The 12005-nt window shown below is 40.3% G+C and carries 11 protein-coding genes; 4 read left to right on the forward strand and 7 right to left on the reverse strand.

The window, feature by feature from the left end; genetic code table 11:
• Nucleotides 1–27: 27 nt before the first annotated feature.
• From HDE70_RS26170 to HDE70_RS26180, 3 genes are all read right to left on the reverse strand, one after another.
• Complete coding sequence (locus HDE70_RS26170) at nucleotides 28–558, reverse strand: hypothetical protein (protein WP_221302131.1); 531 nt, start codon at nucleotides 556–558, stop codon at nucleotides 28–30.
• A complete protein-coding gene (gene gpmI, locus HDE70_RS26175; RefSeq protein ID WP_183892304.1) occupies nucleotides 558–2078 on the reverse strand; it encodes a 2,3-bisphosphoglycerate-independent phosphoglycerate mutase in 1521 nt (506 codons plus the stop codon). The genes HDE70_RS26170 and gpmI overlap by 1 nt, the downstream gene beginning before the upstream one ends.
• Before the next feature lie 115 nt (nucleotides 2079–2193).
• A complete protein-coding gene (locus HDE70_RS26180; protein ID WP_183892305.1) occupies nucleotides 2194–3543 on the reverse strand; it encodes an alpha-L-fucosidase in 1350 nt (449 codons plus the stop codon).
• Nucleotides 3544–3673: 130 nt separating this feature from the next.
• Between HDE70_RS26180 and HDE70_RS26185 the strand changes: the two genes are divergently transcribed.
• Genes HDE70_RS26185 through HDE70_RS26200 form a run of 4 tightly spaced genes read left to right on the forward strand, consistent with a single transcriptional unit; the run spans nucleotide 3674 to nucleotide 6451 of the window.
• Nucleotides 3674–4069 (forward strand): DUF4783 domain-containing protein, encoded by a 396-nt coding sequence (locus tag HDE70_RS26185; protein WP_183892306.1) that lies wholly within the window; start codon nucleotides 3674–3676, stop codon nucleotides 4067–4069.
• 48 nt (nucleotides 4070–4117) lie between these two features.
• Nucleotides 4118–4960, forward strand: coding sequence for a carboxylating nicotinate-nucleotide diphosphorylase (nadC, locus tag HDE70_RS26190; protein WP_183892307.1), 843 nt, complete (start codon nucleotides 4118–4120; stop codon nucleotides 4958–4960).
• Nucleotides 4961–4963: 3 nt separating this feature from the next.
• The gene (gene plsY / locus HDE70_RS26195) at nucleotides 4964–5617 is read left to right on the forward strand and encodes a glycerol-3-phosphate 1-O-acyltransferase PlsY (protein ID WP_111635935.1); all 654 of its coding nucleotides are present in this window, start codon (nucleotides 4964–4966) and stop codon (nucleotides 5615–5617) included.
• 6 nt (nucleotides 5618–5623) lie between these two features.
• Entirely contained in the window at nucleotides 5624–6451 is an 828-nt protein-coding gene (locus HDE70_RS26200) for a M48 family metallopeptidase (protein WP_183867268.1), read from the forward strand.
• 15 nt (nucleotides 6452–6466) lie between these two features.
• Here the strand turns inward: HDE70_RS26200 and HDE70_RS26205 are convergent, their stop codons facing one another.
• The 4 genes from HDE70_RS26205 to HDE70_RS26220 form a co-directional block, all read right to left on the reverse strand.
• A complete protein-coding gene (locus HDE70_RS26205) occupies nucleotides 6467–7726 on the reverse strand; it encodes an anthranilate synthase component I family protein (protein WP_183892308.1) in 1260 nt (419 codons plus the stop codon).
• 78 nt (nucleotides 7727–7804) lie between these two features.
• A complete protein-coding gene (locus tag HDE70_RS26210; RefSeq protein ID WP_111635932.1) occupies nucleotides 7805–9082 on the reverse strand; it encodes an adenylosuccinate synthase in 1278 nt (425 codons plus the stop codon).
• A gap of 35 nt (nucleotides 9083–9117) precedes the next feature.
• Nucleotides 9118–9606 carry a Fur family transcriptional regulator gene (locus HDE70_RS26215; protein WP_183867270.1) on the reverse strand — a complete coding sequence of 163 codons (489 nt, stop codon included), beginning with the start codon at nucleotides 9604–9606 and terminating at the stop codon, nucleotides 9118–9120.
• Nucleotides 9607–9748: 142 nt separating this feature from the next.
• The gene (locus HDE70_RS26220) at nucleotides 9749–11956 is read right to left on the reverse strand and encodes a RelA/SpoT family protein (RefSeq protein WP_183867271.1); all 2208 of its coding nucleotides are present in this window, start codon (nucleotides 11954–11956) and stop codon (nucleotides 9749–9751) included.
• Nucleotides 11957–12005 lie beyond the last annotated feature (49 nt).

Raw genomic sequence — 12005 nt, forward strand, 5'->3', positions numbered from 1 at the left:
AAGCCAGAGATTAATCTCTGGCTTTTTTTATTTGAATCTTCCTGTAATTACATAACTTTTTCCATTCAGCAATTTAATATGCTGAGTCTTCTTCACCTCATACAAGCTATCGGGAAAATAGGAAAGCGTATCATTTGAAGTATATAAAGAATTGGTATTGCTGATCAGTAGTTTTATGCCGTAAATTTTACCGTTTCTATAATTTACAATAAGCGATTTTACGGGTACTTTTTCATTGTCAGAAAGGTAAGTTTCTGAATCTTTAGCCTTTTCTGTTGTAAACAATCCCTGCCAGGCAGATTTATTGATGTCAGCATCAGAAAAAGAGGACAATTCTTTTGGCCAGTCTGCAATCTTCAGTTTTTTACGCTCTGAAGCTTTGTTTACAATAACGGTTTTGTCGATCTCAGGATTTAATGCCGTTAAACGTTTCGCCTCTTTCGCTATATAATCCTTCAGATCGAAATAAGCCAAAGGCGTATTCTTGTTTTTGGGCGCTGTAGAAGTACAGGCCGCAAAAACTAAAATACTTAAAGAAAGGAATGACAGTTTCTTCATTATATCAATTCATTTCCTGTCATGATCGCAGGTTTTTCAATTCCCATTAACTTCAGGATTGTAGGTGCAATATCGCCTAATTTACCATCAGCAATAGCCGTATATTCTGTACCTACTAAAATACAAGGAACCAGGTTAGTGGTGTGTGCGGTATTTACAGAGCCATCGTTATTCAGCATATATTCTGAATTACCATGATCTGCAAGAATGATGAAAGAATAGCCATTTTCAAGACCTTTGGTAACGACTTCCTGTGCGCAACGGTCTGCGGTTTCCACAGCTTTAACAACAGCTTCAAATACACCAGTATGACCTACCATATCCGGGTTTGCAAAATTCAGACAAATAAAATCTGCCCAGCCTGTTTCCAGCTCTTTAGTGATTGCATCGGTAATTCCCTGGGCACTCATCTCTGGTTGAAGGTCATAAGTAGCTACCTTTGGAGAAGGCACCATGAGTCTTTTTTCGTTTTCGAAGGCCAGTTCTCTGCCACCAGAGAAAAAGAAGGTTACATGAGGATATTTTTCCGTTTCCGCAATACGGATCTGGTTTTTATGATTTTTCTCTAAGATTTCTCCCAGTGTTTCTGTCAGGTCATCTTTAGTGAAAATAACTTTTACATCTTCAAAATTCTCATCATAAGTAGTCATGGTAACATAGTACAATGGCAATTTATGCATCTCAAATTCAGGATAGTCATTCTGGGTCAGGGCAGCAGTAATTTCTCTGCCACGATCTGTTCTGTAATTGAAGCAAATAACTACGTCATCAGGAGCAATAACGGCCACTGGCTGATTGTCTGCCCCGGTAACCACGATAGGTTTAACGAATTCGTCAGTAATGCCATCAGCGTAAGATTGTTCGATCGCTTTTAAAGGATCTTGCGTATGCAACCCAACCCCTTTAGTCATCACATCATAAGCCTGTTTAACACGTTCCCAGCGTGAATCTCTGTCCATCGCATAGTAACGGCCAATTAAGCTGGCTATTTTACCTGTAGAGGTTTTTAAATGTGCATCCAGTTCTTTAATAAAACCAAGTCCTGAATTCGGGTCTGTATCCCTGCCATCTAAAAAGCCATGAATGAAAACGTCCTTAAGTCCCTGCTCATTTGCTGCATCACATAATCCTTTTAAATGATTGATATGGGCATGTACACCACCATCAGATACTAATCCGATAAAATGAACAGCTTTATTGTTTTTCTTTGCATAATCAAAAGCGTCAACTAAAGTCTGATTGGTTTGAATAGAACCATCGCTGATTGCTTTGTTAATTCTTCCCAGTTCCTGGTAAACTACTCTTCCAGCACCAAGGTTCATGTGTCCAACTTCAGAATTACCCATTTGTCCGGCAGGTAAACCTACGGCTTCACCAGATGCCTCCAGTTTTGAATTCGGATAGTTTTTCAGTAAAGAATCAAAGAAAGGTGTATTTGCTGCGTAAGCGGCGTCTGAATCATCTTGTTTTCCGTAACCCCATCCATCAAGAATGAGGAGCATCACTTTTTTATTATTCATTTAAATTGAATTGATATTTCGCTGATAAATAATGTCAAACAAATATAACTCTTATTGATTTTGATGAAGCATCTAATTGTAATTTATACACTCGCCTGATCTTGATTACTGAAATTTAGTTTTTCATAGTTATTTTTATCACCTGGATTCCTGTGCAAGGCTCAGCTAATATTTTGGGTAATTGCAGTGCAACCTGGTTGTTTGCCGCTTTGGTGAATTGAACAGGCATATCCGATTCTAATAACTTACAGTCTTTAATTGCCGATACCGGAAAAGGTAAAACAAGCTGGTCTGAACCTAATGGTTTGGCAATACTTGCATAGATGTATTTTTCTCCATTCGCAGCTGTCTTCTGCGTCAGGTAAACGTCCTGAATAGCTGGCGCATCTACGTGTGAGGCCCCATAAACTGCTTCACCGTTTGCAGTGAGCCAGCCACCCATTTCACGTAACCGCTGAATAGCTGCCAGTGGAATTTCTCCATTTGGCTTAGGGCCAACGTTTAACAGGTAATTACCGCCTTTAGCTACATTGTTCACTAAATAGCCAAGCATTTCATTTGCGGGCTTCCAGTTGTAATCTTTGGCATGCCATCCCCAGGAATTGACCATGGTTGCAGCAGTTTGCCAGGGTCTGGTTTGTAGTTTTTCCGGGTAGGTATTGTCCATCATTTCCAGAAAATCGATATCATCTCCAGGGTTAAGGTAAGAAATGCGGCCATTGATTAAGCATTTAGGGCTTTCTTTTCTAATTAGTGCGATGAGCTGATCACGTCTTTTGTCAGAAATAAATGTCTTCTCCTGTTCATCGCCCCAGGTATCAAACCAGAACATGTCGGGATTGTAGTTGTGAATAAGTTCAGAAACCTGTGGCAGACATTTCTCGTTCCAGTATTTTTCGAATTGTGCGTCTGTTTTCCGTGGCAGCCATTCGGGGGTTGCACCTCCGGGGTGTTCCCAATCTTCGCAATGAGAATAGTAAAATCCGAATTTTAACCCATACTTTTTGCAGGCTTTAGCCAGCTCTCCCAGGATGTCTTTTTTATAAGGGGTACTGCCAATATCATAGGTAGAAACTTTTGAGTCCCAAAGTGAAAACCCGTCATGGTGTTTAGCGGTGATGACAAAGTATTTCATCCCTGCATTTTTAGCTTCAAATATCCATTTGTCGGCATCAAAGTTAACTGGGTTAAATTGTTTGACCAGCGCCTGATATACTTTGGCCGGCACTTCCAGTCTTTGTTGTGCCCACTCTGCATACCAGCCGTCCGCATGTTTTAAAGTAGTGTCTGGTAAGGTATGCCCGTTATAACTTCCTTCCAGAATACTATAAAGGCCCCAGTGGACCATCATTCCGAATTTGGCCTCTTTAAACCACTGGCCACGCTCTGTATTGTTGATTTGTGCTTTGGTTGTAGCGAGCAGTGTGAAGGTTATGAAAATTACGATCGCTGATTTTTTTAACATCTGAATATGTATTTGGTTAAAGATCAATACCTAAGTTACTGCTATGTTTGAAACTCTTGTATAGCTTATTGGCTAATTACTAATCTTTAATGGCATAATTTGTGTGCGGAATAATTGTTATCTTTAGAATATGATTAGACCCATACTTTCGACATTGATTTTTTTGACCCAGTTATTCCATCCTGGATTAATTCAAGGAGATATTGTTGATGCTATATCGACTTTATTCAAGTCTGCGAATTCAAAGGAAATCAGTAAAAATTTTTCCCCGTCTGTAGAGCTGACTATAAATGAGGAAGAGGATGTATACACTAAAGCACAGGCCGAACAGATACTCAGAGATTTTTTTACTAAAAATGCGCCGGTGAATTCGACAGTTGTACATCTGATCAATACCAATCCTAATTATCGGTTTGGCATCCTGTCACTGAGCACAAAAAGCGGCAAATTCAGGGTGGCAATTACGCTGAAAAAAACAGCTAACACCTTTTTTATCACCGAATTACGAATTGAACCTGATAAATAGTAATGCAAATTTAGGTAAAAATGCTATTTTTGATCTAAAATACATGTTTTGGATAAGAAATTAATAGACCTATTTATAAAAAATGCGATCGCTGAAGACCTTGGCGATGGCGATCATACTTCTATGTCTACCATCCCTGCCGGAACAACCGGAAAAGCCAGGCTATTGGTTAAAGAAGATGGTATACTTGCCGGCGTAGAACTTGCAATGGAGATTTTCAAACAAGTAGATTCCACACTTCAGACAGAGATTTTCCTGAATGATGGGGATGCCGTGAAATACGGAGATATTGCCTTTACAGTTACTGGTAGTTCTCATGCTATTTTGCTGGCCGAAAGACTGGTATTGAACTGCATGCAGCGAATGAGCGGAATTGCAACCAAAACTAATCATGTGGTTCAATTGCTTTCTTCTTATCACACTCAGATTCTGGATACCAGAAAAACGACTCCCGGATTAAGATATCTCGAAAAATGGGCAGTTAGAATTGGCGGTGGGGTAAACCACAGGATCGGTTTGTATGATATGATCCTGATCAAGGATAATCATGTGGATTATGCAGGTGGGATTTCGAATGCAATTACAGCCGCAAATCAGTATCTTGCAGCTAACGGTAAAAAACTTGAAATAGAAATTGAAGTGAGAGACCTGGAGGAATTGAGCCAGGTGTTGAATACAGGTAAGGTAAATAGGATTATGCTGGATAATTTCAGCTTTGCTGACCTTAAACAGGCTGTAAAATTGATTGATCATCAGTTTACTACAGAAGCGTCTGGTGGGATTACCGAAGAGAATATAACTGAATATGCAGCTTGCGGAGTTGATTTTATCTCCATGGGTGCATTGACCCACTCAGTTAAAAGTTTAGACATGAGTTTAAAAGCCTATTAAGGTATGATATCTATCTACTCTATTTCTGCGGTTATTTTAGCCTATCTCTGCGGGTCTATACCTACGGCAGTTTGGATCGGGCAGGCTTTTTATGGTATTGACGTTAGGGAATACGGAAGTGGTAATGCCGGTGCAACCAATACTTTCCGTGTGTTGGGTAAAAAGGCGGGTATGGCAGTAATGACTATCGATATTGCGAAAGGATACACTGCGACCAAGCTTGCCTATTTTATAGGGCTGTCTGTAACCGGACCACACAACTCCTCACAATTTGTTAATTATGAACTTGCACTGGGTGTAACGGCGGTAATGGGACATTTGTTCCCGATTTTTGCTGGTTTCAGGGGTGGTAAGGGGGTGGCTACGCTTTTTGGAATGATTTTAGCAGTTAACTTCCCGGCTGCTATGCTTTGTGTTCTTGTTTTTGTGGTCGTATTGCTGGTTACAAAATATGTATCTCTAAGCTCTATATGTGCAGGATTTACCTTTCCCTTAGGAATTGTTTTTGTGCTGCATTCCACAATTAAGTCTGAAGTTCTGTATGGGATGTGTGTCTGTATCCTGATATTGGTTACGCACCAGAAAAATCTGGAACGCTTACTTAAGGGCAAGGAATCTAAAGTGTATCTGTTTAAAAAGAAAACAAATACTAACTAAAAACCGATGAAGAAATTAACGTTACTGGGTATTGCTGCTGTAGTATCTATGACTTATGCATGCTCTACAGTTCCCCTGTCAGGGAGAAACAGAATAAGTTTTGTCAATGAAAGTGAAATGCAGACTGCCGCTGCACAGAGTTATACTACACTTTTAAAGGATCCGAAAACTAAAATATTAAATAATGCTGATGCTCAGAGAGTCAAACAGATCGGGCAGAAGATTGCGGCAGCAGTAACGAAATATATGAATGCCAATGGTTATGCTGCGCAAATCCAGGGCTTTCGCTGGGAATTTAACCTGATTGACAGTAAAGAAGTAAACGCATGGTGTATGCCGGGTGGTAAAGTTGCGGTGTACTCCGGTATTTTACCTGTAGCTAAAGATGATGCAGGCCTTGCCACAGTAATGGGGCATGAGATTGCACACGCTATAGCACAACATTCTTCAGAACGCGCTTCAAAAGCAGCATTAGCTCAAGGTTTGGGAGGTTTAGTAGGTGCTGCGGCTGGTAGCCAGTCTGAAACTACACAAGCTGCTATCAGCAAGATCTACGGGGTTAGTGCGCAAGGATTTTACCTGTTGCCTAATTCAAGGACTCAGGAATTGGAAGCTGATCACTTAGGATTGATTTTTATGTCTATGGCTGGTTACAATCCTTCAAGTGCAGTTAGTTTCTGGCAGAGAATGGCTGCGGTAAGTCAGAGTTCACAGAAACCACCTGAGTTTTTAAGTACACACCCTGCCGATGGTACAAGGATCGCACAGATTCAAAGAGACTTGCCAGAAGCACAAAGATATTTTAACTCTCCTACGGGAAAGCCAATCAGATAAGATAAAAAAGGGTCGCTAATGCGACCCTTTTAACGTTTTAATCATTGCTGAAGCTTTCAGCATACATTCTTCATATTCGGCTTCTGCGGAAGAAGCAAAAGTTATTGCTCCGCCTACCTGGAAGGATAGATATTTCTTTCCCTCATTGTACAGGATGCTGCGGATCACCACATTGAAATCAAAATCCCCTTCAGGATCAAAATATCCAAAAGCACCTGAGTAAATTCCTCTTCTGCTGCATTCTGTGTCCTCTATTAATTCCATCGCCCTTACTTTCGGGGCGCCTGTCATAGAGCCCATCGGAAAAGCATTTTCTATAGCCTCTACTGGATGGAGTTCAGAACTAAGCTGACAGCTTATCGTAGAAATCATCTGGTGCACCTGTGGGAAACTGTAAATTCCGAAAAGCTCCTTTACTTTAACTGTTCCAGGTACCGCACTTTTTGTCAGATCATTTCTCACCAGGTCTACGATCATTACATTTTCAGCCTGTTCTTTAATATTGTTCTTTAAATCGATCTTAATCTGTTCATCTTCCCGGGCATCGGGGCTCCGCCTGGCAGTCCCTTTAATTGGCTGGGAAGTGAGCAGGTTGCCGCGTTTGCATAAGAAACGCTCAGGACTTGCGGAAAGGATATATTTTTGGTCCACCTTAAAGAATCCTGAAAATGGGGTAGGGGATAGTTTATTTAAATTGAGATAGACCTCGTAAGGATTGATGGATGCATTTTCCGCAAAGAATTCCTGGCAGAAATTAACCTCATAAATATCGCCCCTTGCAATGTGATCTCTCAATTCGTTGACCTTATTCAGATAAGTTATCCTGTCCATTTTGGGCTCCAGCTGCAAAGCAGGGGCAGGTTTTACAGGAGTCTGCGTAATCCCATTAATGGTTTCCAACAAATCTACAGGCCCTGCCAATACCTCAATATGGCCATTACTGACCGCAATCAGATATGCTGGTACAAAAAAGAAAAGGTCCGGAAAATCAAGTTTGTTTTCTTTGCCGGAAACCAGCTCTTCTATCTCGTTTTTAAGGTCATAGCTTAACAAACCGAATAACCAGCCCGGATGAGCTTGAGCAAACGTTTTCAGTGCCTTAAAAGCATTGCCTGTGGGAACACTTAGCTGATGTTCAGTGCCTGCGGCAAGCAGAAAGTCGTATTTGGAATAAGGATCAGTGTATTCATTTGAATCAAAACAACAGCAGACTTCAAACTGATCTGCCCATTGTAAAGCTTTTTGTTTAAATGAAATTAGTTCCTGGGAATTCATTGTATTAAAAAATTGGTTTCAACACGTTTAAATAAAAAAAGGCGGCACCAGGCCGCCTTTTATATATGAATTGATCTCTTAAGGAAGAATCAAAGTTTGTACTCTGTCCGGACCTACAGAAAGGTATCTTACCGGTACTTCTAATTCTTTTTCTAAGAAAGCGATATAAGAAGCAAGCTGAGCAGGGATCTGATCAACTTCAGTGATTTTAGTAATATCAGTTTTCCATCCTTCAATTTCTTTCAGAACTGGATTTGGTTTGATGGTGATGATGTCATACGGCATGTAATCAATCTTCTCTCCATTGTGCTCATAATGTGTACAAGCGTAAATGGTATCAAATCCACTCAATACATCAGCTTTAGTCATCACCATTTCGGTTACACCATTCAGCATAATTGCATATTTTAAAGCAGGAAGGTCGATCCATCCGCAACGGCGTGGTCTTCCGGTAGTAGCACCAAATTCGTGTCCTACCTGACGCAGGTTTTCACCAACTTCATCTTCCAGTTCGGTAGGGAACGGGCCGCTTCCTACACGTGTGCAGTAAGCTTTGAAAATTCCGATTACACTTCCGATTTTGTTTGGCGCAATACCTAAACCAGTACAAGCACCGGCAGTAGTTGTATTTGAAGAAGTTACGAAAGGATAAGAACCGAAATCAATATCCAGTAATGTACCCTGTGCACCTTCAGCAAGAACTTTTTTGCCTTCTTTAAGGTAACCGTTTACAAAGTGCTCGCTATCTACATGAGGAATAGTTTTGATAAACTCAATAGCCTCGAAGAAAGCAGCTTCTTTTTCTGTCAGGTCATACTCAAAGTTATAATGAGAAAGTAATTCCTTGTGTTTAGTAACCAGCTTGTTGTAACGCTCTTTGAAATCAGGTAAGGTAGTATCACCAACACGTAAACCATTACGTCCGGTTTTATCCATATAAGTCGGGCCAATACCTTTCAGTGTAGAACCGATCTTATCTTTACCCATTTTCTGCTCATTTGCAGCGTCTAAAAGCTGGTGAGTAGGAAGAATCAGATGTGCTTTACGTGCGATCACCAGTTTGCCATTGGCAACAGGATCATGACCAGCAGTTTTCAGGTTATCTAATTCTCTTTTTAAAATGATGGGATCGACCACCACACCATTACCAATCAAATTCATGGTGTCTTTGTTGAAAATACCAGATGGAATAGTATTTAAAACAAACTTTTTGCCATCAAACTCTAAGGTGTGGCCGGCATTCGGTCCGCCTTGAAAACGAGCTATCAAATCATATTGCGGACATAATACGTCAACAATTTTTCCTTTGCCCTCATCGCCCCATTGCAGGCCAAGAAGCACGTCTACTTGCGTCATTATTTTAATTTAAGAAAAGATTATAATTGTGTTGTTTAACTTGCGTGTTTAATATCCTCTTTTTGTTTAATGGATGCTTTAGCTGAACAGTCAAAGCAGATACCGTATAAGTTTAAAGAGTGATGTTTGATTTCGAATTTCAGCAGGTCACCTACCATGCTCTGAATCTGATGGATCCTTGGATCGCAGAATTCAACAACTTTACCGCAATCAATGCAGATTACATGATCATGCTGGTGGTAGCCATACGATTTTTCGAACTGGGCCATGTTTTTCCCAAACTGATGTTTAGTCACCAGATCACAGGAAACAAGTAGCTCCAGTGTATTGTACACGGTAGCCCTGCTTACTCTGTATTTCTGATTTTTCATATGGATGTAGAGGGTCTCTACATCGAAATGATCATCTCTGGAATAGATTTCTTCTAAGATGGCAAAACGCTCAGGCGTTTTTCTCAGACTTTTATTTTCGAGATAAGCTTCGAATATTTTTCTAACCAACTCGCTGTTATGGTTTGTAGACATAGTTTTAAAACTCCTCTCAAAGGTATCATTTTTTATATAGAACGCGATGAAACTGTTTAAATTTTATCTGTTTATTGCTTCATTTTGACTCATAAGCAATTTAAACAGATAAACTTAAACAGTTTTTACAGCATTATCAATTTTAAGCGTCAAAACGGGTTACCCCTGTTACCCCTTTGACTTCCAAAAGATTTTTGATCAGGTTGTCCAGGTGCTCTTTATCGTTGACAAAGATCATAATCGAACCATCAAAAATACCATTATCAGTGTCCACAGTAATAGAACGCATATTCACCTTAAAATCACCAGAAATTACTTTGGTAATATTGTTAATCAGCCCTACATCATCAATTCCAATAATATGCAGCCCGGTCAGGAACGTAAGCTCCTGTTGTTTGTTCCATTTCGCTTTCACCACCCGGTAACCATAATTGGCCATCAGTTGTGCTGCATTCGGACAATTGGTACGGTGTATTTTAATTCCCTCACTTACGGTAACAAAACCAAATACGTCATCACCAGGGATAGGATTACAACAAGCAGCAAGCGTATAGTCAATTTTCTGAAGGTCTTCACCAATCAGCAGGATATCAGATTCAGGGCCTTTTACTTTACTTAATAAAGCTTCAATCTGCTGTCCGTCATTGCGCTCAACGCCTCTGTTCTCAATTTCTTTTTCACTCGCCAGGTATTCTTTCAGATCTTTTAATTCAATCTTTCCGGTAGCCACAGCAATGAAAAGTTCCTGTGTAGAAGTCAGCTTGAAGAAATAGCTCAGCTTATTCAGGTTATCTGTATTGTAAGTAATCTTTAAAGATTTCAGCTTGCGTTCCAAAGTCTCTTTGCCGCCTTCAGCAATCTTTCTCTTCTCTTCTTTTAACGAAGACTTGATTTTTGACTTTGCTTTTGCCGTAACTACGATGTTCAGCCAGTCTTCCTTAGGGACCTGTTTACCAGAGGTTATAATCTCTACCTGGTCACCGTTTTGCAGTTTATAAGAAAGTGGTACCAGTTTATGGTTCACTTTCGCGCCAATACATTTAGCACCTACATCGGTATGGATCTCAAAAGCAAAATCCAATGCGGTTGCACCTAGTGGTAATTGTATTAATGCTCCTTTTGGGGTAAAGATGAAGATCTCATCCGAAAAAAGGTTCATTTTAAAATCATCCAGGAAATCCAGTGCATTGGCTTCCGGATTGTTCAGCATTTCTCTGACTTTCAGGATCCACTGATCCAGTCCGTTGTCATTGCTTGATTCTTTATATTTCCAGTGTGCCGCAAAACCTTTCTCTGCAATCTCATTCATGCGCTGGGTACGGATCTGTACTTCAACCCACTGGCCTTTTGGCCCCATTACCGTAGTATGCAAAGATTCATATCCGTTTCCTTTTGGAGAAGATACCCAGTCGCGTAACCGATCCGGATTGGGACGGTATAAATCTGTCACGATAGAATAAGCCTTCCAGCAATCAGCTTTCTCATTTTCAGGCGAACTGTCCAGGATAATCCGGATGGCAAAAAGATCATACACTTCCTCAAAAGGAATGTTTTTCTTTTTCATTTTATTCCAGATCGAATGGATAGACTTTGGCCGGCCATAGATACTTGCCACAAAACCCTGTTCTGCTAATATTTCATTGATCGGATCAACGAAATGTTTAACAAAAAGTGTACGTTCTGCCTTTTTCTCATTCAGTTTGGTTGCAATAAATTTATAAGTATCCGGCTCCAGGTATTTCATGGAAAGATCTTCCAGCTCAGATTTTATCGCATACAAACCCAGCCTGTGTGCTAAAGGAGCATACAGGTAAATCGTCTCAGATGCGATCTTCAACTGCTTATGCCTTGGCATAAAATCCATCGTCCGCATGTTATGCAGGCGGTCTGCCAGTTTAATTAAAATTACCCTTACATCATCCGCCAGGGTCAGCAGCATTTTCCTGAAGTTCTCGGCTTGTAAAGAGCTGTTATAATCAAAAACACCGGCTATTTTAGTCAGTCCATCAATGATTTTGGCAGTTTTCTTTCCAAATTCTCTTTCAATATCTTCGAGCGTGATCTCTGTATCTTCAACCACATCGTGCAAGAGTGCACAGACAATAGATGTTGTTCCGAGCCCGATTTCCTCAGCAGCGATTTGAGCCACAGCAATTGGGTGATAAATATAAGGTTCACCAGATTTTCTGCGCATATCTTTATGACTTTCAAGGGCCATATCGAATGCTTTTCTGATTTCTTTTTTATCTCCTTTTTGTAATGTTGGCTTACAGGCACGCAAGAGGGCACGGTATCTCTTCAGGATTTCTTGCTTTTCCGCTTCTAAATCAATCACTAAGGTATTCTTCATTTGTATTATTTTCGTAATAATTATAGCTTGTTAATCGTTTAAGAATATA

This window comes from Pedobacter cryoconitis (genome assembly GCF_014200595.1).
Taxonomy (GTDB): Bacteria; Bacteroidota; Bacteroidia; order Sphingobacteriales; family Sphingobacteriaceae; genus Pedobacter; species Pedobacter cryoconitis_C.